Annotated in this window: 17 protein-coding genes and 1 tRNA gene; 8 read left to right on the forward strand and 10 right to left on the reverse strand. The window is 72.1% G+C overall.

Translation table 11 applies throughout. The annotated features are described in order from the left end of the window. Positions 1-9: 9 nt before the first annotated feature. A complete protein-coding gene (locus tag KVF89_RS06265) occupies positions 10-309 on the reverse strand; it encodes a PDGLE domain-containing protein (protein ID WP_257424340.1) in 300 nt (99 codons plus the stop codon). Then, the gene (locus tag KVF89_RS06270; protein WP_257424342.1) at positions 306-992 is read right to left on the reverse strand and encodes an energy-coupling factor ABC transporter permease; all 687 of its coding nucleotides are present in this window, start codon (positions 990-992) and stop codon (positions 306-308) included. The genes KVF89_RS06265 and KVF89_RS06270 overlap by 4 nt, the downstream gene beginning before the upstream one ends. Before the next feature lie 139 nt (positions 993-1,131). Here KVF89_RS06270 and bcp point away from each other — a divergent pair, with 139 nt between their 5' ends. The 3 genes from bcp to KVF89_RS06285 all read left to right on the forward strand — a co-directional run bounded on the left by bcp (position 1,132) and on the right by KVF89_RS06285 (position 3,037). Beyond that, the gene (gene bcp / locus KVF89_RS06275) at positions 1,132-1,626 is read left to right on the forward strand and encodes a thioredoxin-dependent thiol peroxidase (RefSeq protein ID WP_257424343.1); all 495 of its coding nucleotides are present in this window, start codon (positions 1,132-1,134) and stop codon (positions 1,624-1,626) included. Between the two features lie 21 nt (positions 1,627-1,647). Beyond that, the gene (locus tag KVF89_RS06280) at positions 1,648-2,907 is read left to right on the forward strand and encodes a hypothetical protein (RefSeq protein WP_257424345.1); all 1,260 of its coding nucleotides are present in this window, start codon (positions 1,648-1,650) and stop codon (positions 2,905-2,907) included. A 48-nt stretch (positions 2,908-2,955) separates the two neighbouring features. Next, positions 2,956-3,037 (forward strand) — tRNA-Leu (locus KVF89_RS06285). An 18-nt stretch (positions 3,038-3,055) separates the two neighbouring features. Here KVF89_RS06285 and KVF89_RS06290 read toward each other — a convergent pair. From KVF89_RS06290 to KVF89_RS06320, 7 genes are all read right to left on the reverse strand, one after another. After that, positions 3,056-13,285, reverse strand: a complete 10,230-nt coding sequence (locus tag KVF89_RS06290) for a carboxypeptidase regulatory-like domain-containing protein (RefSeq protein ID WP_257424348.1) — start codon at positions 13,283-13,285, stop codon at positions 3,056-3,058. Further along, positions 13,282-13,890, reverse strand: a complete 609-nt coding sequence (locus tag KVF89_RS06295) for a hypothetical protein (RefSeq protein WP_257424350.1) — start codon at positions 13,888-13,890, stop codon at positions 13,282-13,284. The genes KVF89_RS06290 and KVF89_RS06295 overlap by 4 nt, the downstream gene beginning before the upstream one ends. A 101-nt stretch (positions 13,891-13,991) precedes the next feature. Then, positions 13,992-14,600 carry an RdgB/HAM1 family non-canonical purine NTP pyrophosphatase gene (gene rdgB, locus KVF89_RS06300; RefSeq protein ID WP_257424352.1) on the reverse strand — a complete coding sequence of 203 codons (609 nt, stop codon included), beginning with the start codon at positions 14,598-14,600 and terminating at the stop codon, positions 13,992-13,994. After that, a complete protein-coding gene (rph, locus tag KVF89_RS06305) occupies positions 14,597-15,304 on the reverse strand; it encodes a ribonuclease PH (RefSeq protein WP_257424354.1) in 708 nt (235 codons plus the stop codon). Before rph ends, rdgB begins: the two co-directional genes overlap by 4 nt. Before the next feature lie 21 nt (positions 15,305-15,325). Further along, a complete protein-coding gene (locus KVF89_RS06310) occupies positions 15,326-16,084 on the reverse strand; it encodes an SGNH/GDSL hydrolase family protein (protein ID WP_257424356.1) in 759 nt (252 codons plus the stop codon). A 96-nt stretch (positions 16,085-16,180) separates the two neighbouring features. Then, positions 16,181-16,978 carry an ABC transporter permease gene (locus KVF89_RS06315; protein WP_257424358.1) on the reverse strand — a complete coding sequence of 266 codons (798 nt, stop codon included), beginning with the start codon at positions 16,976-16,978 and terminating at the stop codon, positions 16,181-16,183. Further along, positions 16,975-17,913: an ABC transporter ATP-binding protein gene (locus KVF89_RS06320; RefSeq protein WP_257424360.1), complete on the reverse strand. Its 939-nt coding sequence runs from the start codon at positions 17,911-17,913 to the stop codon at positions 16,975-16,977. The genes KVF89_RS06315 and KVF89_RS06320 overlap by 4 nt, the downstream gene beginning before the upstream one ends. Before the next feature lie 129 nt (positions 17,914-18,042). Here KVF89_RS06320 and KVF89_RS06325 point away from each other — a divergent pair, with 129 nt between their 5' ends. From KVF89_RS06325 to KVF89_RS06345, 5 genes are read left to right on the forward strand one after another with little or no spacing between them, the layout of a single operon-like run. Then, positions 18,043-19,269: a sensor histidine kinase gene (locus KVF89_RS06325; RefSeq protein ID WP_257424361.1), complete on the forward strand. Its 1,227-nt coding sequence runs from the start codon at positions 18,043-18,045 to the stop codon at positions 19,267-19,269. Next, complete coding sequence (locus KVF89_RS06330) at positions 19,266-19,943, forward strand: response regulator (protein WP_257424363.1); 678 nt, start codon at positions 19,266-19,268, stop codon at positions 19,941-19,943. The genes KVF89_RS06325 and KVF89_RS06330 overlap by 4 nt, the downstream gene beginning before the upstream one ends. A 39-nt stretch (positions 19,944-19,982) precedes the next feature. Continuing rightward, positions 19,983-20,324 (forward strand): hypothetical protein, encoded by a 342-nt coding sequence (locus KVF89_RS06335; protein WP_257424365.1) that lies wholly within the window; start codon positions 19,983-19,985, stop codon positions 20,322-20,324. Positions 20,325-20,375: 51 nt separating this feature from the next. Further along, positions 20,376-20,600 carry a FitA-like ribbon-helix-helix domain-containing protein gene (locus tag KVF89_RS06340; RefSeq protein ID WP_257424367.1) on the forward strand — a complete coding sequence of 75 codons (225 nt, stop codon included), beginning with the start codon at positions 20,376-20,378 and terminating at the stop codon, positions 20,598-20,600. Beyond that, positions 20,597-20,998, forward strand: coding sequence for a type II toxin-antitoxin system VapC family toxin (locus KVF89_RS06345; protein WP_257424368.1), 402 nt, complete (start codon positions 20,597-20,599; stop codon positions 20,996-20,998). Before KVF89_RS06340 ends, KVF89_RS06345 begins: the two co-directional genes overlap by 4 nt. Positions 20,999-21,116: 118 nt before the next feature. On the opposite strand, the gene KVF89_RS06350 is transcribed toward KVF89_RS06345, so the two are convergent. Beyond that, positions 21,117-21,920, reverse strand: coding sequence for an MBL fold metallo-hydrolase (locus tag KVF89_RS06350; RefSeq protein ID WP_257424370.1), 804 nt, complete (start codon positions 21,918-21,920; stop codon positions 21,117-21,119). Positions 21,921-21,924: the final 4 nt, after the last annotated feature.

Raw genomic sequence — 21,924 nt, forward strand, 5'->3', positions numbered from 1 at the left:
GCGGTCCCGTCAGTCCTGGGGCTCGCGGCGGCGCAGCGCCCAGAACAGGCCGCCGCCGATGAGCAGCGTCAGTCCGACGCCGGCGACGCCGGCGACGCCACCGCTGAGCCGGTCGTTGTCGACGCCCAACGTCTCATAGTCCGCGAACGGGGACCCGGTGTCGACCGGGTCCTTCGCCGAGTCGCCGAACCCGGTCTTGCCGGCGACGTACTCGAGACCGTCGGGGTGGCTGCTGGCGTAGTAGCTGCCGACGCCGGCCAGGAGGAGGGCGACGAGCAGCCCGGCGAGCAGGAAGCGACGGTTCCTCATGCCGCGACCTCCCCGGTGCGCAGGGCCGTCCGCCGGGCCAGGCCGCGGGCGCCGTGGACCAGGTCGGGCCGTGAGGCGATGACCGCGCTGACCACCAGGCCGGTCACGACGGCCTCGCCGATGCCGATGACGACGTGCCAGCCGACCATCGCGGCCAGCACCTTGCCCACGGAGACGTCGGCGGTGCCGCCGATCGCGAAGAGCAGGGTGAAGACCGTGGCGGCCGCGGGCACGGACACGAGGGCGCCGAGGGCGGCGGCCACCGGCACCGAGCCGAGCTTGCGGGGCAGGACGACGAGCACGAGCCGGAACACGGCGTACCCGACGACGACGCCGACCAGGCCCATCAGCGTGATGTTGGTGCCGAGGGCGGTCAGGCCGCCGTCGGCCATGAAGAGGCTCTGGACGAGGAGGACGACGCTGATGCACAGCGCCCCCGTCCACGGGCCGACCAGCACGGCCGCCAGCGCACCGCCGAGCAGGTGGCCGCTGGTGCCGGCACCGACCGGGAAGTTGATCATCTGGCCCGCGAAGACGAAGGCGGCCACCAGTCCGGCCATCGGCGCCGTGCGGTCGTCGAGCTCGGCGCGCGCCCTGCGCAGGGCGATGCCCACGCCGGCAGCGGCGACGACGCCGGTCGCGACCGAGGTCGGGGCGTCGAGGAAGCCGTCCGGGACGTGCATGGTTGCTCCTGTACTCGATCCGGTGTTCGGCGGTCCGCCACCGGGGTAGTTAGATGGTCACGAGCACTGACTCATTCTTCGGCCACCTTATTGCATTGCTGTTGCAACAGCACCCGCCCACCAAGAGAGTACGCATCCCATGAGCGACCAGGCCAGGCTGTCCGCCGGCGACCGCGCGCCGGACTTCTCCCTCGCGTCCGACCAGGACGGGGAGGTCGACCTCTACGACCTCCTGAAGCAGGGCCGGAAGGTGATCGTCTACTTCTACCCGGCGGCGATGACGCCCGGCTGCACCAAGCAGGCGTGCGACTTCACCGACTCCCTCGACTCCCTGCAGGCAGCGGGCTACACCGTGGTCGGCATCTCGAAGGACACCACGACGAAGCTCGCCAAGTTCCGCGAGCGCGACGGTCTCACCATCACCCTGCTCTCCGACCCCGAGCTCGCCGTCCACCGCGCGTACGGCGCGTACGGCGAGAAGAAGCTCTACGGCAAGGTCGTCGAGGGCGTCATCCGCTCGACCTTCGTCGTCGACACCGACGGCGGGATCGAGCTCGCGCAGTACAACGTCAAGGCGACCGGACACGTGGCGAAGCTCCGCAAGGACCTCGGCCTTCCCGTCCCGCCTGCCTGACCCGGATCCGAAGGACACCCGATGAAGCTGCACCAGTCGCTCGCCCAGCTCGCCCGCGACCACGGCCACACACTGTTCCGCGACGCCGCCGCCTTCCGCGGCTCCCTCGACGACTACCTCGACGAGGGCCAGGCCTCCGGCGGCACCATCAACCTGCTCACCGACGCGGTGCGACTGGGCGCCCTCGACGCTCTCGTCTCCATGCTCGACAGCGGCGCCAACCCGACCGACGCGGTCGAGTCCGCCGGCCAGCGCCTCGCCCGGGACCGCGGCAGCGCCGACGTCCGCGGCTGCCAGTGGGCGGTCGCGGTGCTCGGCTTCGCGCTGGGCCGGGTGCCCGAGCCGCTGGTCGCCGGCCTCGACCCGGATGCCGGGACCGCCGCTCCTCCGGGCTACGGCCCCGGCGGCACCGCCCCCACGCAGCCCCCGGTCACCTCGCCGATGGCACCGCCGACGACCTCGCCGGTGACACCCCCGCAGCAGCCGATCATGCCGCCGCCCCAGCCCACGCCGCAGCAGCCCGCCCCGCCGTACGGCGCGCCGGCTCCGCCCCCGGCGGCCTGGTCCCAGCCGACGCCGCCGAAGAAGTCCAAGACCGGCCTCATCGTCGCGGCCATCGCCGTGGCCCTCGTGCTCGTCGTCGCCGGCATCATCGGCATCATCGCCGTCGTCGGCAGCGACGACGACAAGGCCGCCGACGATCCGGCATCGCAGACCACCGACTCGGCCGAGCCCACGGACTCCACGGACCCCTCCGACGACCCCGACGACACCGACGAGCCCACTGACGACGGCAGCGACGCCCCCGACCTCGGGGGTCCGGCGATCCAGGGCACCGGCTACGAGGCACACCTGCCGAAGGGCTGGATCGACGGCACCGACGAGCTCACGGCGCAGAGCCCCGACGCGGCCACCCTCGACCGGGTGTTCATCTGGGGCGCCACCTTCAACGCCGCGCGCGGCAACGTGATCGTCGAGATCCAGTCGGCCTACGGCAGCAGCGACCCGGCGGACCTCAAGGACGACTGGAAGGAGGCGCTGACGGCCGGCGACGCCACGGCGTCCACGATCGACATCGACGACACCACGATCGACGGCCAGAGCGCGCTCGGCGTCGACATCAGCCGCACCAACGACAACGACGTCGACGTCGCGCAGCGCTCCTATCTCGTCATCAGCGGCGACACGGCCTACTCCATCACCGTCTCCCTCAAGGACGGCGATGACGACGTGCTCGACAGGTTCACCGAGATCCTCGACGCCTGGCAGTGGACGGAGTGAGCCGGATCCGGCCACGTCACCAGAGTCACTAGACTCGTGCCCGCTCAGGCCGGAGTGGTGGAACTGGTAGACACGCAGGTTTTAGGTACCTGTGCCTTCGGGTGTGCGGGTTCGAGTCCCGCCTTCGGCACCGGCCCTCGTCCTGGGCTCAGCAGACGGAGTCCACCGACGCGACGGCGGTCGCGACGGTGGCCCGAGCGTCGTTGCGGCGCTGCTTCAGCTTCTTGGCCTTCTTCCTCAGCTTCTTGACCTGGGCCGTCTTCTTCGCCTTCTTGAGCTTGGCCTTGACGCTCTTGAGCCGTTCGCCGGCCTCGGCCAGCACGGCCTGAGCCGAGGCGAGGGTGTCGGTCGCGCTCGCACAGGCAGGGCTGTCCGGACCGACAGAGGGATCCGTCACACCACCCCCGCCCCCACCGCCGACGGCCGCACGGACCTCGGCCGTGGCGGCGGTCGTGACGCGGAGCGACGCGCCGTTTCTCGTCGCCGTCACCTGCACCGTGATCGCCTTGCCCAGCTCGGCGATGGTCAGCGTGAGGCCGGTGCCGGTGGCGCCCTGGATCGCCGTGCCTGCGGCGAACCACGCATAGCTCAACACGACGTCCACCGGCGACCAGGTGCCGGTCGTGACGGTGAGCGTCTCACCGACCGTGGGAGTGCCGGTGATCGCCGGGCGCACGTCGTTCGCGATCGTCGGCTCCTGCGGCCCGTCGGCGACGGCGAGCACCGGACTCCGGGCGACGCCGGGCTGGAACCCGTCCCGTACGGCGGTGATCTCGACGCGCAGCGCGTGTCCCGCGTCCTGCGCCGTGACCTGGTAGGTGGCGGCGCTCGCCCCGCCTATCGGCTCACCGTCTCGCAGCCACCGGATCGCCGAGCTCGCCGGCTGCGGGATCCAGTCGCCCGATGCGGTGAGCGTGACACCGGGCACGATGGGCTCGCCCGGCGCCACGTCGGCGGTGATGGCCGGCTCACCCACGGACACCAGTGCCGGATCCGGCTGCGGGGCGAGGGTGACATCGGCTGACGCGGAGCGACCGTCCTGGGTCGTGACCGTCACCATGGCCGACGGCGCGACGCCCGTCGGGAACTGGTGGTCGACGACTCGCCCGGTGGCGGTGGTGCCGTCGGCGAAGAGCCAGTCGACGTCAAGCTCCTCGTCGCCCTGGCCGTGGGAGTCGGAGGCGTCGAACCGGTAGGAGCCGGCAGTGGGGCCGGACACGGTGGCCGACGCGACCGGTGTCCCCGGATCCGACTGGACCGACAGCTCGACCTCGACCAGTGTGGGGGCCGACGGCTCGTCGGGGTCGACGACCCCGGCCAGGAGCGTCCGCAGGCTCGCGCCCTCGGCCGGTGCCGGGTCGGCCAACTCGACCTGGACCCTCCACAGTCCGGGCGCCGGATCGGCCAGCCGGAGCCAGGCCACACCGTCGGCGTCCCCGGAGGTGGTGCCCTCGTCTCCCGCACGGACGATCTGCCCACCGGGACCGAGGAGGCTCACCTCGACCGGGGTCACCGCGGAGTGGCGGACCCGGGCCACCACGGCCGCCGTGAAGGGAGGGACCTCGCCCTGCGCCGCCTGGATCGAGGACGTGTCGATCTCCACCAGCTCGCGGGTCTGGCCGGTCATCGCCGCCTGGAACGCGTCGCGGTAGAGCTCCTGCCCGCGCTTGTTGGGGTGGAAGGAGTACGCGACGGCGCCGTAGGCGTCGGGCCAGCTCAAGGCGGGATTGATCAGCGGGTTGAAGGCCGTCTCGGGGTTCAGCTCGCCGTCGACACACAGCTCATGACCCTGGAACCTGGAGGCCACCGGGACGTAGACCACCGACCGGTCCGGGTGGCGGGCCTGCACCTTCGCCAGCGCGGCCCGGATCTGCTCGTTGAGGTCGTCGACGAAGCCGTTGAGCAGCACGCCCTCGACGGGGTCGATGACGCTAAACCCGCCGAGCGGGGTCACCTCGCAGGCCTTCGAGGCGCGGCCGGCGCTCAGCTGCTTGGGGTAGTCGGCGACGTACAGCGTCGCGTTCGGGGCCTTGCCGAGGGCATCCTCGTACGACGCCTCCAGCCGCTTGCTGAGCTGTCCGGCGTAGACGAACATCGCCGACGCGTCCCGGTCCCGGTCGCCGCCGAGGCGCTTCAGCGCCAGCCCGTAGTCGCGCATCTTTCTGGCGCAGTCGACGAGTCCGATCATCGTGGCCGCCGCGGCACACGTGCTCACCACCTCGGCTGCGCTGGTGACCGTGTCGAAGGCCTTGGTCAGCTCGACCTCGGTGCGCGCCAGCCACTCCCAGCGCACCCCTGAGTTGCCGTACAGCTCGGCGGCACACGACTTCACCGGGTTGAGACAGGACGCGATGATGCCGCCGAAGTCGGCGTCGTTGCCGCCCATCGTCAGGGTCACCGCCCGGGTGGCCTGGGAGAGGGACGCGTTCTGGGCCGGCTCGTGCTGGTTGTTCGGGTTGGGCTCGGCGAGGTCCTTGGCGATGGCACCGCTGCAGGCGGCGAACATGGCCGGCGTCAGCCACTCCTCGAACTGCGGCTCGGAGGCCAGTAGGCGGGAGTAGGACTTGCCCGAGCGGTGACAGGTGTTACCGACCTCGTCCCCCGTGACGAGGGCCCAGGCCTTCTCCCAGGTCGAGGGCCCGTCGTCGGGATCGAGATCGGTTGCGGTGCCCGGGTCGAAGACCGGCACCCCCTCCCCGGAGCTGAACGAGTCGCCCATCGCGACGTAGCGCGGTGGCCCGAAGGCGAGCCGGTGCGTCGCCAGCGTGCCGCCGGCGTAGACGGCGATCACGGTGAAGTAGCCGCCGAGGCCGGGCATCCCGAGGGGATAGCTCGCCTGTGTGGTGCCGGCGGGCCAGGTCGTGGACCCCGTCCCGGCCGGAAGCACCCGCCAGGTCCCGCCGGTGAGTGAGTCACGCGTGTAGACGCGATAGCCCGTCACCGTCCGACCCGGCAGGCTCACCGGGTCCCAGGTGAGCTCGATCCGCTCGTCGCCCGTGCCGTTGTCGGCGGTCTCGATCGTGACAGGGGTGTGCGGGGTGAGGTCCGGGTGGACGTGGATCTCGTCGTCGATGTTGATCTCGGTACCACCGGTCTGGGCCAGCATGCTTCGGGCCGTGTCGAGCTGCATCACGCGCACGACCTTCTCCTTGACCACCTCCGCATCCCCCAAAGGGACCGGCGTCGCCGGATCGTCGTCATCGGTCCCGATGCCCGGCATGACGATCGTGTCCACCGAGACCGACTCGCCGGGAGCCAGACTCATCGCGAAGGCCTCGGTCTGCTCGTTCGGCCCGTACACGAAGCGCGCCTGGTCGGCCGGTGCGTCCTCCGGTCGCTCGCCGAGAGCCAGCCGGACGTTGTGCAACGTCGGCCCGATCTCGTCGCAGCCGGCTCCGAGCGCGGCGCAGGTGCTGTTGGTCAGCGTGGTGGTGACCCGGTAGGGCATCCACCGCTCCACCTCGGCGTCGACCTCGACCCCGAGGGTCAGCGCCGAGCCCGCCCACACGTGCAGCGGGCTCGCGCTCCTGGCGAGGAGACTGATCGGGGCGTCGAACGGGTCCAGGACAGAGTCGTAGCTCGCATGGAGGTCGTAGCGACCCTGCATGTCCCCGCGCACGGTCCAGCTGATGGTCTCGCTGCCGCCGGCCGGGATGGCAGGCACGTCACGGGTCAGCGCCTGCTGGTCGCCCTCCCAGGTCGTCGCGAGCGAGAGGCCCGTCGGCAGCTCGAGGGTGGCCAGACCCGGACGGAAGGCGGCCGCTCCCGTCCCGAGGTTCTGCACGATCATGGACACGTCGAAGAACTCCTTCGCCCACGAGCCACGGACCGGGATCACCAGCCACTCGATGATCGGGGCACCCTCGACAACGATGATCGTAGGCGTGTACGTCGCGCCGCCCAGCGTGAGCCCGCCGCCGCTGCCGCCGCCCCCGCCCGGGCATCCGGCCGCGCAGCCGAGGTGGTAGCCGCCGCCCTCCACGGCGACGAGCGTGACCGGGAGGCTGGCGGGCTCGTAGGTGCGCGGATCCTCCGGCTCGGGCTGCTCCACCTCCTGGACGAAGTGGAGCTGGATCTCGGCTTCGAAGATGTGCTGGTTCTCGGCGGCGTCCAGGTCGATGCCACGATCCCAGAGCTCGTCGAGAGTGAGCGGGTGCGACTCGATGACCGCCGAGCCGACATCGCCGCGGACCAGGGCGACATCGAGGCTGCCGCCGCCGTCGGTCAGGGTCGACGCCACGGTGGCAGGCAGGTAGCCCGGCGCCCACACGTCGACGGCCGCGCTGCCATCCGGGAGCCCGTGCAGCGTGGTGCTTCCGGTGCCGTCGGTCACGCCACTGATCCGAGACCCGTCGGGAAGCCTGACCGTCGCCTGAGCACCGGACAGCGGCGTCGAGCCGTCCTTGATCCGGACCTGGAGCCCGGGAGCGACCGGCGCTGCCGTGACGGTGACCGTCGTCGTGGCCGTGGCCACCTCGGAGCCGGCCGTCACGGTGAGGGCGACGGTGTAGGTGCCGGGAGCGGCATAGGTGTGGCGAGCCGCCACTCCGGAACCGTGGTGACCGTCGCCGAAGTCCCAGGCATACGAGTCGATGAGACCGGCCGGCCGGGAGGCGCCCGCGTCCAGAGCGACCGATGCTCCGGCCACAGCGGTGACCGGGTCGCCGCCGACTGCCACGAGCGGCTCGGGCAGCAGCGCGGTCACGCGGAAGATCCGGGTCGTCGTGCTCTCCCCGTCGCCGACCTGGACCCGGACCGCGAACGAGCCGACGGCCGTGAAGAGGTGGTCGATCACCGCGGTCGAGTCGGAGAGGCTGCCGGTCTGCGGTGCCGTGCCGTCCCCGAGGTCGATGCGGTAGGTGAGCGGATCGCCCTCCGGGTCGTCCCCGCGGACCTCGATCGTGGTCTGGTACGGCGCCGCGCCGGTCGGGCCGGGCGTGACGGTGACCTCGGCCGACGGTGCGTGGTTGGCCGCCCGGATCGCCGCCGTCGGGGCCGACGCGGCGGCGGCCGGCTGATAGCCGGCCTTGGTGGCGGTGACCCGCAGACCCATCTCGCTCGACAGGTCCTCGTCGGTCAGGAGATAGGTGGCGTCGGTGGCGTCGTCGATCGGGTCGCCGTCGCGCAGCCACTGGTAGGCGTAGGCGTCCACCGAGACCGGCGACCAGGCTCCGGGCTCGGCACTCAGGGTCCGCTCGACGCGGGTGATGCCGTTGATCGAGGGCAAGGTCACGTTGCTCAGCACCCCCTCCGTCACCGCGGCCGTCTCCGCCGAGGTCGTCCGACCGGGATCGTGACCCGCCAGCGACGCGGTGACCTCGACGCTGATGCGCGCGCCGAGGTCCGCGGCGCGCAGCACCCGGGTGCGCGCCGTCGCGCCGGGGATGGGCGAGCCGTCGCGGAGCCACTGGTAGGCCGCCGCGGTGCCGGTCGGCGCCCAGTCGCCGTCGGTGGCGGTGAGCGTCTCGCCGACCCGAGCGGTGCCGGTGACGCTCGGCGGTGCCAGGCTCGTGACGACGTCGTAGGTGACCGGACCGACCTCGGGGCTCACCGCCGGCGATGCGGCGTACCCCTCCAGCGTCGCGGTGACCGCGACCGTGATCCGGGCGTTCGCGTCGGCCGGGACGAGCAGGTACGTCGATGCGGTGGCTCCCCCGATCGGCTCCCCGTCGCGGCGCCACTGGTAGGCCGGCGTGACTCCGGCCGGTGCCCAGGCACCGGCGCTGGCGCTGAGCGTCTTCCCGACCCGGGCCGAGCCGCTGATCGTGGGCTCCTCGGTGTTGTCGAGCTGTCCCAGCGCGACCGCCGTGGTGTCCTCGCTGCGCAGCACCGCCGGCTCGTAGGCGTCGCGGGTGACGCGCACCTCGACCGAGATCCGGCCGTCGACGTCGGCCGGGCCGGGCAGATAGGAGGTCTCGGTCGCCCCGTCGATCGGGTCGCCGTCGCGCAGCCACTGGTAGGTGGCGGCCTGCGGCGTCGGCTCCCAGGAGTTGCCGGCGATGCTCAGTCTTCCGCCCACCTGCGGGGTGCCCTCGACCGAGGGCGGCGCGATGCTGGCGAAGTGTCCGAGCGCGATCGGCCCGACCGCGGCCGAGGTGGCCGAGCCGGGGTCGTAGTCCGCGCGGGTGGCCTCGACCCGGACCGAGATCTCGTGGTCGAGGTCGGCGGCCGCGAGCTGGTAGCTGTCGCCCGTCGCTCCGGTGGGCTGGCCGTCGCGCAGCCAGTGGTAGGCGAGCGTGAGGTCGTCGGTGCTCCAGGCACCGGGATCGACGCTCAACATCTGCCCGACCCGGATGGTGCCGCCGACCGAGGGCGCCGTCGTGTTCGCGATGAGCCCGTAGGTCACTCGCGGGGTGGCCGAGGAGGTCGAGCCGGTCGGGGCGTACGCCGTCTTGGTGGCCGTCACCTCGACGGAGACCGCGTGGGTCGCGTCGGCCTCGGTGAGCAGGTAGGTCTGCTCGGTGCCGCCGCCGATGGGCTGACCGTCGCGGAGCCACTGGTAGCGCGGGGTCACGTCGGCGGGGTGCCACGTCCCCGGGTCGGCGGTCAGGGTCTCACCGGCTCGCGGGATGCCGCTCAGGGCCGCGCTGCTCTGGTTGACGATGACGCCCAGCGCCACCTCCTCGGTCACCGCGCTGCTCGCCGAGGCCGTGACGTACGCGTCCTTGCTGGCACTCGCCCGGACCGAGATCCGGGCGCCGAGGTCGGCGGCGGCGAGTGGGTAGGACGTGCCCGTGACTCCGGTGGGCCGGTCGTCGCGCAGCCAGGTGTAGGCGCGCGTGACCGAGGCCGGCTGCCAGGTGTCGCCCCCGGCCGACAGCGTCTCCCCTACCCGGGCCGTGCCACTGATCGCGGGCGGCGTCAGGTTGGCGATGAGGCCCGGCAGGACGGGGCCGACGGCCGCGGACGCGACCTCCGTCGGGAGGTGGCCCGGCTTGGCCGCGGTGACGTGGACCGTGAGCTGGGTGCCCAGGTCGGTGCCGTAGAGCCAGGCGTTGTCGTTGGTGGGCGTGTAGGACGGGCCGACGGCGTACATGGAGCCGTCCGTCTGGTTCCCGTCGACGATCGGCGCCCCGTCCCGGTACCACTGGTAGGTGTAGGTCGCGTCGTCGTAGTTCCAGGTGCCGACGTCCACGGTGAGGAGCTCCCCGATCCGCGGGGTGCCCTCGATCGTGGGGGCCGCGACGTTGGCGATCCGAGGAGCGAGCACGGCGTCGGCGGTGACGCTCTCGCCCAGGTCGAGCTCCAGGTCCTGCGCCTGGTCCAGGGAGGCGGTGTCGTCGAAGTACTCGGTGGCATGGGTCTGCTCGTGCCGGTAGCCGAGGCGGTAGGTGCCCGCGGGCAGCGGTCCGAAGCGATAGCGACCGTCCGCTCCGGTCGACGCCGTGCGCTCGGCCGACGTGCCGGTGTCGGGGTCGACGCGATAGAGCGTGACCGTCACGTCCGTGAGCGGCTCGCTGTCGGCGCCGGTCACGAGCCCGGCGATCGCCGCGCCGACCGCGAGGGTCGCGTCGACGGTGGTCAGCTCACCGAGTCGAAGGTCGATGTCGGTGGCGCCGGCCAGGTCCGCGCCGCCGTGGAAGCCGGACAGGTGCACGCCGTCGTCGGTCTCGAAGCCGATCCGGTAGGTGCCGGCGGGCTGGCGACGGAAGCGGTACCCACCATCGCTCGTCGTCGACGTCCAGGCCACGGCGTACCAGCCGCCGGGATCGCCGTCGTGGCGGTAAAGCGTCGCCCGGACGTGATCGAGGGGCGAGCCCTCGGCTCCGCGGACGGTCCCGGTGAGGGCGCCGCCGACGACGGGCAGGTCCGCATCCGCGGTGGTGGTGTCGCCGAGGGTCACCGTGACCGGCGTGGCCTGGTCGGCGGTGGCCGCGCCGTCGTAGTACTCCGGTCCGTGGAAGTCGTCGGCCCCGGTGTCGAAGAGGACCCGGTAGGCGTCGGGAGTGAGTCGGGCGAGGCGGTAGCTGCCGTCCTCGGCCGTGATGGTCGAGTACCACGAGCCGCTGCCGTCCTCGGCGCTCACCCAGACATCGGCCAGCGGCTCGTCGTCGGCGCCGGTCACGACGCCCGAGATCGCGCCGTACGCGAGGGTCAACGTCGCATCGACGGTGGCGACCTGTCCCTGGGCGAGCGTCACGTCGTCGGCGTCCTCGAGGGTGGCGGCGTCGTCGAAGTACTCCTCGCGGTGGAACGGGTCGTCGGGCCGGAACTCGACCCGGTAGGTCCCCGGGACCAGTCCGCCGATCGTATAGCTGCCGTCCGGGCTCCAGGCACTGTCCGCCCAGAGCCAGTCCTGGCTCGCCGGGTCCAGCCGGTAGGCCGTGACGCCCACCTCGGCCAGGGGTTGTGCGTCCTCTCCCCTGATCGTCCCGGTGATCTGTGCGGCCCGGGCGAGCACGGCGTCGGCGGTGAAGGTCTGCTGGCCACCGAGCACGATGTCGGTGGCCTGCGCGAGGCTGTCCTGGTCGTCGTAGTACTCCTCGACGTACGCGCCGTCGTCCGACAGGAACCGGACCCGGTAGGTCGTGTCCGGGCTCAGCCCGCCGATCGCGTAGTGCCCGTCCTCGTCGGTCGCGGAGTCGTTCCACCAGTACCAGGAGTCGTAGTCGGGCTCGTACTGGTAGACCACCGCGCGGACGGCCTCCAGCGGCGCGCCGTCCTCGTCGCTGACGGTGCCGGTGATCGAGGAGCCGAGCTCGAGGCTGGCGTCGGCGACGACGGTGCCGTTCTCGCCGACGATGATCTCGTCGGCCTGCTGGAGGGTCGACTGATCGTCGTAGAACTCGCTGCGGTGGACCCCGGCGGGGTCCTCGAACCCGAGCGTGTAGCGCCCTGGGGCGACCGCGATCCGGTAGTTACCGCCGGCGTCGGTCTGCCAGCAGCACGTCGACGAGTTCCACTCGCCGGTACCGGCGTCGCCGTCGTACAGCTCCACCGAGATGTCGGCCAAGGCAGCACCGCCCTCGTCGGTGACGGTGCCGGTGATGACGCTCAACAGGCCCAGCTGCGCATCCGCGGCCAGCGTCGCGGAGCCGGCCAGGTGCAGCACGTCCGCCTGCTCGAGGGTGGGCCGGTCGTCGTAGAACTCGTGCGCGTGGACCTCGTCATAGGGCTGGAACGCGACGCGGTAGTCGCCGTCCGGCAGGCCGCCGACCTCGTAGGAGCCGTCCGCCTCGGTGTACCCGTAGAACTCGGCCGCGGAGAGGTCCCCGTCCACCTCGCGGTGGACCTCGATCTCGACGTCCGGCATCGGCTCTCCGTCGGCCGCGGTCACCACTCCGGCGATCCTGCCGGCGGTCGCCAGGGCCGCGTCGGCCGTGAAGGTCTGCTCCTCGGCGAGCACGATGTCCGTGGCCCGGTCGAGGCTGTCCCGGTCGTCGTAGAACTCGCCGACGTACGTGCCGTCGTTCGACTCGAAGCCGATCCGGTACGGCGTCCCAGGCGTCAGGGCGCGCAGCGCATAGTGACCGGCGGCATCCGTCGTGGTGTTGTCCCACCAGTCCCAGTAGTCGTAGACCGGCTCGTACTGGTACACCGTCACGCTCACGTCCTCCAGCGGCGCACCGTCCTCGTCGGTGACGGTGCCGGAGATCGAGGCGCCCGTCCCGAGGCCGGCGTCGGCGGTGAGCGTCGCTGCGTCGCGCACCTGCAGCGGATCCGCCGCTTGGAGGCTGGGCTGGTCGGCGTAGAACTCGGAGACGTACCCCCAGGCGGAGAAGGCGAGCCGGTAGTCGCCGTCGGGCAGGGGCCCGAGGGTGTAGTACCCGTCGTCGTCGGTGAAGGCGTAGAGCTCCTCGGCCCCCAGGTCACCGTCGTCCTCGCGGTAGGCCTCGATGTCGGCGGAGTCCAGTGACAGGCCGTCGGGGTCGGTGACCCGCCCGGTGATGCGGCCGCCGCGACGGAGGCTCTCGTCGATCCCCGTGACCACGGCGTCGGCGCCGAGTGTCACGTCCGCGGCGTTCTCGACGAGCTCGGCCCGCGGGTAGTACTCGGCGAAGTGGCTCCGCTCGGGGTCGACGAACCCGATCCGGTAGCTGCCCGGTGGCATCGTCAGCTGGTAGTGCCCGTCACTCGCGGTCACCGTGGTGATCGGCTCGCCGAGATCGTCCCAGCACCACTCCCAGTAGGAGTATCCGTCGCCGTCGTAGCTGCAGTAGGCGGTGACGTCGATCCCGCCGAGCCCCAGGCCGCTGTCGGTGTCGGTCACCGCGCCCGAGACCGTTCCGGCGCCCTCGGTCGCGATCGCCCTGGGGGTGGTGGCAGTGGTCTCGGCGGCGACGGCCCGAGGGCCCAGCGACGCGCACAGGCCGAGCGTCAACAGCAGGGCGGCGAGGCACGCCACGGCCCGGCGCGGGCCGGTCACCGGCGTACTCACCCCTCACTCCGTCCGGGGACGTCGATGCCTGCGCAGCTGCCCTTCTTGCGGTTGCCCATGCCGTCGACCAGCCAGGTCCCGTCCTGCTCGACCACGCCGATCACGACCGGGATGACCTCGCGCGGCTCGCGTCGCGGGTCCGTGCGCGACTCCTGCGACCAGCCGCCGATCCAGACGCACGCCCGGACCATGGTCACGTCCTCGTCGTTCGGCTCGGGGATGCCGACCACCGTCACCGGCAGCGGTCCGGGGAAGTACCGCCCCCGGTCGCGCCGGGTGTAGATCGCCATCCGCTCCAGGCCGGCGCTCGTCATGGTGGGTGCCGCCGCCGCGAAGTCGTCCTCCTCGGCGTTGACCACCTCGGCGAAGGCGGCGGCCCACCGCTGGATCACCCGGGTCTCCGGTCGTGCCAGCAGCTCGGTCTCGTCGCTCGGCCTCGGCGGCGGGTCGGCCGCGGCCGCCGCTGTCAGATCCGCCGTCGGGCCCGCGACCGGTGTGCTCGTCGGCCCCGTCCCGTCCGAGCACGCGCTGAGGAGGCCGGCAAGCACGACGGCGAGCACGACGCCAGCGCCCGTCTCTCGGGACAGACGGGACGACAAGGACATACGGCCACCTCGGAGCGAAGGATCCCGGATTCGACCTCGGAGCCTAGGGCCAGCCCCACGGCCGCCGGAGGGCTTCGCGAGATTCTTGACTCTCGACCGGATCAGCCCGGCAGCCGCGCCACCAGTGGCGCGACCTCGCGCAGCGCCCTGCCGCGGTGGGAGATGGCGTCCTTGTCCTCGCGGGACAGCTCCGCGGTGGTGAGGCCGGGGTGCTCGTCGGCGACGAAGAGGACGTCGTAGCCGAAGCCGCCGCTCCCCCGCACCTCGCGGATGATCCGGCCGTCCATCCGGCCCTCGACGACGAGCTCGCGGCCGTCGGGGTGGACGACGGCGACGGCGCAGGTGAAGTGGGCCGTACGACGCTCGTCGGGGACGTCGTGCAGCTGGGCGAGGAGCAGCTCGTTGTTGCGGTCGTCACTCTTCGGCGGGCCGGACCAGCGGGCCGACAGCACGCCGGGCATGCCGTTGAGGGCGTCGACGCACAGACCGGAGTCGTCGGCGAGGGTGGGCAGGCCGGTGGCCACCACCCCCGCGCGCGCCTTGAGCAGGGCGTTGCCCTCGAACGTCGGCTGGTCCTCGACCGGCTCGTCGAACGCGGCGACGTCGTCGAGACCGACCACCTCGACCGCGCGCTCGGTCAGGTGCTCGGCGAGGATCCGGCGCATCTCCTCGAGCTTCTTGGCGTTGCGGGACGCGACGAGGACCTTCACGAACGCAGGGAATCCTGCTGCAGGCGGGTGAGATCGGCGCACCCCTTCTCGGCGAGCGCCAGGAGGGCGTCGAGCTCGGCGCGGTCGAAGGCGGCACCCTCGGCGGTCCCCTGGACCTCGACGAACTTGCCGTCGCCGGTCATCACGACGTTCATGTCGGTCTCGGCCCGCACGTCCTCGACATAGGGCAGGTCGAGGCGCGGTACGCCGTCGATGATGCCGACGCTCACGGCGGCCACCGAGCCGGTGAGCGCGCCAGGAACGCCGAGCTTCGCGCAGGCGTCGGCGAGGGCGACGTACGCGCCGGTGATGGCGGCGGTGCGGGTGCCGCCGTCGGCCTGGAGCACGTCGCAGTCGATCTGGATCGTGTTCTCCCGCAGCGCCTTGTCGTCGATGACCGCCCGCAGGGAACGGCCGATGAGGCGGCTGATCTCGTGGGTGCGGCCGCCGATCCGGCCCTTGACCGACTCGCGGTCCGAGCGGGTGTTGGTGGAGGCGGGGAGCATGGCGTACTCCGCGGTGACCCAGCCCAGACCGGAGCCCTTGCGCCACCGCGGCACGCCCTCGGACGCGGATGCCGCGCACAGCACACGGGTCCGGCCGAACTCGACCAGCACCGAGCCGGCGGGGTGGTCGAGCCAGTTGCGGGTGATCTTGATCGGGCGCAGCTCGTCGTCGGCGCGGCCGTCCTCACGGGTGCTCATGGAGAGCAACCTACCGAGGACTCAGCGCGTTGCCGCCAGCGCCCGGCGGACCGCCCACGGCCCCAGGTCCCGCGCACGCCGGCCGAACCACGGCGCCCCCTCGGCGACCATCCACGCCACGTCGCGGCGCCAGCTCGGCGGGCGGCCGCCGCCGGGCTCCAGGCTCGGCAGGGGGAACTCCAGGCCGGTGGCGCGCAGCCGCTCCCCCCACGCCCGCGCCAGGGCGCGGTGCCCGGACTCAGAGGGATGGAACCGGTCGATCGACCAGCAGGCGCGGTCGAGCACCTCCGGCATCAGCGCGAGGTCGAGGCGGAGCCCGCCGTACGTCGCGTGCAGGTCGTCGTACACCTCGTTGACGGTGGCGATGCGGTCCGCCATCGGTCGCACCAGGACCCGCGGCAGGCCGAGCAGCGCCGCGTGGTCGTGCCAGCGGACGGTCATCAGCGTGGCGCCGCCACCGACCAGCGCTCCCGCGACGTGGTGCAGGTCGGCATGCAGCCGGTCGGGGTCCCAGGTCGAGCGCAGCGTGTCGTTGACGCCGACGAGCAGCGAGGCGAGGTCCGGCCGGTGGGCCAGGGCCTCGTCGAGCTGGCGCTCCCGCACGATGGCGGCGGTGGCGCCCGAGACGGCGACATTGCAGAACGAGACGTCGTACGACGCCCGCAACGACTCGGCCAGCAGCCGGGCCCAGCCCCGCCATCCCCCGCCGGGGAGCGGATCTCCGAGCCCGACGGTGGTGCTGTCGCCGAGGGCGGCGAACCGCAGGTATCCGTTGCCCACGGGACAACCGTGGCGGAGCCCGCTACACGCAGGCTCCGCCACGGTGACGTGTCCGGCAATCTTCGGTGAAGCGCCGGGGTGGGTGGTGCTAGTCGATCACTTGAACTCGATGCGCAGCAGACGCATCACGCCGAAGACCAGCGGGATCACCAGCCAGATGACCCCGGAGGTCGCGATCTGCGCCCACTCCTCGCCCGAGGGCTGGTAGTCGCCGGTGAACAGCGGCATCTGGGCGGTGTTGAACTCGATCCAGGGCGCGATCTTCTCGAATCCGGAGCTCAGCTCGCTGAGGATGCCGACCGCGGTCGGCAGGATCAGGGCGTAGACGAAGTAGGCGACGATGCCCGCCGGGGTGTTCATCAGCAGCGTCGCGATGGCGAAGCCGACGAGGATGCCGATCAGGTTGGCCAGCACGAAGCCGTTGAACAGCAGGTTGCCGTCGACCGACCACTCGGGCGAGGCGCCGGTCGCGGCGGCGATCCCGGTGAAGACGACGGCCAGCAGTGCGGCGAGCACCATCACCGTGGCGGCCAGGCTGACTCCGGCCAGGAACTTGGCCACCACCACCCGCGAGCGCTGGGGCTCCAGCGTGAAGGTGACCAGGCCGTTGCGCTGCGACTGCTCGCTCGTGACCAGCATGATGACCAGGATCGGCAGGAAGTAGCCGAGCACACCGCCACCGACGCCGAGCAGGTCCTCGAAGTTCTTGTCGCTGTCGGGCGCGGCGAGGGTGTAGATCAGCAGGACGACGAGGACCAGGCCCACGATCGAGGTCGCGAACCAGAAGCCGGCGCGGGTGTCGATAGCCTTGCGGACCTCGACCCCGACCAGCCGGGAGAGCGGCGTCCGCGGCGTACCGGAGACGTCGAGGGTGGGGGCTGCGGTAGTGCTCATGCCGGGATACCTCCGGTGGTCGGGGCGCCGACGCCGGCGACGGCCTCGCGGGCGTCGGCCGAGGTCAGCTCGAGGAACAGGTCCTCCAGGCCGGCGCCGCCGGACCGGAGGTCGGTGAGGACGACGCCCGCGGTCAGGGCGGCGCGACCGACCTGCTCCGGGCTCGCCTGCACCTTGAGGCCCGCGCCGGCGGGCTCCACGGCGTGACCGGCATGGGTCAGCGCCGCGCCGAGCGCGGTGTTGTCGAGCGAGATCACCATGGTGACCGGCGTGCCGTTGGCCCCGGCGAGCAGGGTGTCGCGGTCGCCCTGGGCGACGATCTTGCCCCGCCCGATGAGGATCATCTCGTCGGCGATCTGCTCGACCTCGTGCAGCAGGTGGCTGGACAGCAGCACCGTGCCGCCGCGGTCGGCGTACCCCTTGAGCAGGCCGCGCATCCAGCGGATGCCGGCCGGGTCGAGACCGTTGGCGGGCTCGTCGAGGATGAGGACCGAGGGGTCGCCGAGCAGCGCGTGGGCGATGCCGAGGCGCTGCTTCATGCCCAGGGAGTAGTTGCGCAGGCGGCGACCGGCCTCGTCGTCGTTGAGCCCGACCAGGGCGAGCATCTCGTCGACCCGGGTCTTCGGCAGGCCCATCGTCTGCGCGGCGATGGAGAGGATCTCCCGGCCGGAGCGTCCGACGTGCTGCGCCGACGCGTCGAGCAGCGTGCCGACGTGACGGCCCGGGTTCGGGATGTCGTGGTACTGCAGGCCACCGATGGTGATCTGGCCACGGGTCGGCAGGGTGAGGCCGACCATCACCCGCATGGTGGTCGTCTTGCCGGCACCGTTGGGACCGAGGAAGCCGGTCACCCGGCCGGGCTGGCAGGCGAAGCTGACGTCGTCCACGGCGGTGTACGCGCCGTAGGTCTTGGTGAGTCGATCGACTGTGATCATGGCTCCAGCCTGCCCGACCCGACGCCCGCGCACATCGAACCCGCGTCGCGAGTCGCCCCGACCAAAGTAGGTGTCGCTCCGGTCCCGGGGCGCTGCCCGCCACCCGCCCGCAGGTCCTAGCCTCGACCCATGGACGCGCCCACGCCCGACGACTACCAGCCTCCCCTGCGCTGGTACAGCCAGGTCTGGCGCTACCTCCTCGCCGCCGCCATCGGCCTGCTGGTGTGGACACCGATCATGGACGCGCAGCTCGACCGCAGCCCGGTGCTGTTCTGGGTCGATCTCGTGGTCGGCCTGCTCGCCTTCGTGCTTGTCGCCTTCCGCCGGCGGTGGCCGTTCACCATCGCGATCCTCACCCTGCTCGTGGCGCCGGTCAGCTCACTTTCCGCGGGGCCGGCGACGCTCGCGACGGTGTCGCTGGCCACGCGGCGCCGGTGGTGGCAGGTGATCGTCGCCGGCGTCCTCAACGTCGTGGTCAGCCTCATCTACTACGCCGTCCAGCCGAGCGAGACGGTCGATCCGTGGTGGGTGAACGTCACAGTCACCGTGGCAGTGGTGCTGGCGATCATGGCGTGGGGCATGTTCATCGGCTCGCGTCGCGAGCTGGTGTGGACGCTGCGCCAGCGCGCCGAGACCGCCGAGGCGGACCGCGACCTGCGCGCCACCCAGGCCCGGTCGACCGAACGGGCCAGGATCGCCCGCGAGATGCACGACGTGCTCGCCCACCGGATCTCCCAGATCTCCATGCACGCCGGCGCTCTCACCTACCGCGAAGACCTTTCCGCCGACGAGATGCGCAGCAGCGTCGCGGTCATCCAGGCCAAGGCCCACGAGGCCCTCAACGACCTGCGCGAGGTGCTCGGCGTGCTTCGCGACACCAACGGCACCGAGGGCACCGGCCCGCTGACGGGGCCGCAGCCGACCCACCGGGACCTCGAGGCACTCATCGCGGACGCCCGGCAGGCCGGCACCGCCATCGAGTACGACGACGAGCTGGTGGCTGCCGATGGCGCGCTGCCTGACATCGTCGGCCGCACCGTGTACCGGATCGTGCAGGAGGGCATCACCAACGCCGCCAAGCACGCGCCCGCGGCCACGCTGCGGATCCGGGTCAGCGGCTCGCCGGCCGACGGGGTCGACGTCGTGCTGGTCAACGCCCTCGGCTTCGGCCCCACTCGGACCCCCGGCGCCGGCCTCGGCCTGGTCGGCCTCACCGAGCGGGCCGAGCTGCGCGGCGGCACCCTCGAGCACCGCATCGAGCGGTGCCCCGACACCCCGGGGGCCGACGTCTTCGTCCTGCACGCCTGGCTACCGTGGGCGGCCGAGCAGGAACCCGGCCACGAGGAGACACCATGACGGACCAGGCGAGCGAGCAGATCCGCGTCGTCGTCGTCGACGACGACCCGCTGGTGCGCTCCGCGCTGACCCTGATGCTCGGAGGCCAGGCCGACATCGCGGTCGTCGGCGAGGCCGCGGACGGCCGCGCCGGCATCGCCCTCGCCCGCGAGCTCAGGCCTGACGTGGTCCTCATGGACATCCGGATGCCCGTCCTCGACGGCCTCGCGGCGACCCGGATCCTGCACGCCGACCCGTGTCCGCCCCACGTGATCGTGCTGACGACGTTCGACGCCGACGACTACGTCGTGGGCGCCCTCGCGGCCGGGGCGGACGGCTTCCTGCTCAAGGACACGGCACCGCCGGAGATCGTCGCCGCCCTCCGCAAGGTGGCCGACGGCGACCCCATGCTCTCCCCGTCCGTCACCCGCACCCTGATCGAGCGGGTCCGCACCGGCTCCGGCGACGGCCGCGCCGCCGACGCCCAGCGCCGCCTCGACCGCCTGACCGAGCGCGAGCTCGACGTTGCCGGCGCCGTCGGGCGCGGTCTCTCCAACGCCGAGATCGCCGCCGAGCTCCACCTGTCGGTACCGACCGTCAAGGGGCATGTGTCGAAGCTGTTCGAGAAGCTGGAGACCACCAACCGGGTCCAGATCGCGTTGACGATCAGGGACGCGGGTCACCCGCCCGAATAGGGATGGCCACCCGAACGCGGGTGCTGTTGACTGACGCGGGTGCCCCTTCCGTTCCCCTGGCCGGAGAGCCCCGAGCGCGTGGAGCGACGCCTGCACGGCTTGGTCGCGAGCCTGCTGAGCCCGGCCGAGCTCTGCGAGGTGCGGCTCGAGTGGGTCACTCCCCGCGCGCACCACTTCGACCTGCCTGAGCCCGGGTGGGTCGCCCTGCGGCTGACGGTCGTGGCGATCGACGACGAGGTGTTCCAGAAGGAGATCTGGGGGCCGGAGCCGTACCGGGATTGGGAGGCCGAGATCCATCAGCTCTCGAGCGACCTGGAGGACTGGGTGTGCGAGACCCGGTTCGGCTGGGGCCAGCAACGGCTCGCGTCCGTTCCGGACTGAGTTCATCGCAGGGACGCGGCATGCGTATTGCATGCGGCTAGACTGGAATGCATGTCCACCCTCCAGGTCCGCAACGTCTCCGACGACCTGCGTCGCGTCCTCAAGGAGCGCGCGGCTCGCCGGGGCATGAGCCTGTCCGACTACGTCCGCGAGGAGCTCGAACGGACGGCCTCCCGACCGACCTACGAAGAGTGGCGCGACCGGGTTCGGCTCCGGGGTGCGACGGCACCCGCCACCAGCGCGGCCGACGTCCTGCAGGCCGAGCGCGAGCGGTGACGGCAGTCCTCGACGCCTCGGCCCTCGCGGAGCTCGTCATGAACACCCCGCGAGCCGCCGCGATCGACGAGCGCCTCGCGGGCCATGCAGGCGACCTGCACCTCCCGCATCTCGCCGTGGTCGAGACGGCCTCGGTCCTGCGCGGCTGGGCACGCAGCGATCAGATCACCGCATCGCGGGCCGCCGCCGCGTTGGAGGACCTCGCCGTGTTCCCCGCGCGTCGATGGGCGGTCGACGACCTGCTCCCCCGGATCTGGTCGCTGCGCGACAACCTCACCGCCTACGACGCGACCTACCTGGCGCTGGCCGAGAGCCTCGATGCCACCCTGGTCACCTGCGACGCTCGCCTGCGCCGTGGCGCCTCGGGCCACAGCAACGCGGATGTCGTGGTCGCCTGACCGGTCACGCGGCCGGCGGCGCGGATCGATCACCGGCCCGAGCCGGGCTCTCGTCGCTTCCTCGGCTCCTCGGCCTTCGCCAGCGACTCCTGGAGCTCGCCCGGTGGCGTCGTCCACCTCACAGCTCGTAGACGGTGCCCTGCGCGGCCAGCTCGGTCGGCCCGTCGTACGCCCCCGCGGCCTCGGCGAGCATCGTCTGCGCGTCGTGCCAGGGCGGGACGTGGGTGACGACGAGGCGCTTGACGGCGGCCTTGGTCGCCACCTCGCCGGCCTCGACGCCGGTGAGGTGCAGGTTCGGGGGGTTGTCGTCGCAGTCGCGGAAGGACGCCTCGCAGAGGAAGAGGTCGGCGTCGGCCGCGATGTCCATCAATGCCGGGGTGGGGCCGGTGTCGCCGCTGTAGGCCAGGACCTTGCCGAAGGCGGAGACGCGCAGGCCGTACGCCGGGACGGGATGGTCGACCTCGTAGGGCTCGACGCGGAACGGACCGATGTCGACCGGGTCGCCGTAGACGCGGAAGGAGAACTCCTCCTCCATGCCGGGCTTGCGGGGCAGGTCGTAGGCCTTGGCCAGTCGCTTGGCGGTGCCCTTCGGGCCCCAGACGGGGATCTTCGGCTGGGTACCGGTGGGGTGGTACTTGCGCAGCACGTAGTAGCTGGTCATGTCGACGCAGTGGTCGGCATGCAGGTGGCTGATGAAGACGGCGTCCACCTGGAGCGGGTCGACGTAGCGCTGCAGGGCGCCGAGCGCGCCGTTGCCCATGTCGAGCACCAGGCTCCAGGTGCGCAGCGCGTCGGTGGCCTGCACGAGGTAGCAGCTGGCCGGCGAGTCCGGACCCGGGTAGGAGCCCGAACAGCCGACGATCGTCACCTTCACGGAATTGTCGGCGGGCGGCACCCGCAGCGCCGTCGTCTCCGGCGCCATCTCG

The sequence above is a fragment of the Nocardioides carbamazepini genome (assembly GCF_024614185.1).
Lineage (GTDB): Bacteria > Actinomycetota > Actinomycetes > Propionibacteriales > Nocardioidaceae > Nocardioides > Nocardioides carbamazepini.

Excerpts from the sequence above, each read along its gene's own strand:
- KVF89_RS06315 (WP_257424358.1), bottom strand. The coding sequence starts at position 16,978 with ATGAGCACTACCGCAGCCCCCACCCTCGACGTCTCCGGTACGCCGCGG.
- bcp (WP_257424343.1), top strand. The coding sequence starts at position 1,132 with ATGAGCGACCAGGCCAGGCTGTCCGCCGGCGACCGCGCGCCGGACTTC.
- KVF89_RS06265 (WP_257424340.1), bottom strand. The coding sequence starts at position 309 with ATGAGGAACCGTCGCTTCCTGCTCGCCGGGCTGCTCGTCGCCCTCCTC.
- KVF89_RS06295 (WP_257424350.1), bottom strand. The coding sequence starts at position 13,890 with ATGTCCTTGTCGTCCCGTCTGTCCCGAGAGACGGGCGCTGGCGTCGTG.
- KVF89_RS06340 (WP_257424367.1), top strand. The coding sequence starts at position 20,376 with ATGTCCACCCTCCAGGTCCGCAACGTCTCCGACGACCTGCGTCGCGTC.
- KVF89_RS06330 (WP_257424363.1), top strand. The coding sequence starts at position 19,266 with ATGACGGACCAGGCGAGCGAGCAGATCCGCGTCGTCGTCGTCGACGAC.
- KVF89_RS06280 (WP_257424345.1), top strand. The coding sequence starts at position 1,648 with ATGAAGCTGCACCAGTCGCTCGCCCAGCTCGCCCGCGACCACGGCCAC.
- KVF89_RS06350 (WP_257424370.1), bottom strand. The coding sequence starts at position 21,920 with ATGGCGCCGGAGACGACGGCGCTGCGGGTGCCGCCCGCCGACAATTCC.
- KVF89_RS06320 (WP_257424360.1), bottom strand. The coding sequence starts at position 17,913 with ATGATCACAGTCGATCGACTCACCAAGACCTACGGCGCGTACACCGCC.
- KVF89_RS06325 (WP_257424361.1), top strand. The coding sequence starts at position 18,043 with ATGGACGCGCCCACGCCCGACGACTACCAGCCTCCCCTGCGCTGGTAC.
- KVF89_RS06270 (WP_257424342.1), bottom strand. The coding sequence starts at position 992 with ATGCACGTCCCGGACGGCTTCCTCGACGCCCCGACCTCGGTCGCGACC.
- rph (WP_257424354.1), bottom strand. The coding sequence starts at position 15,304 with ATGAGCACCCGTGAGGACGGCCGCGCCGACGACGAGCTGCGCCCGATC.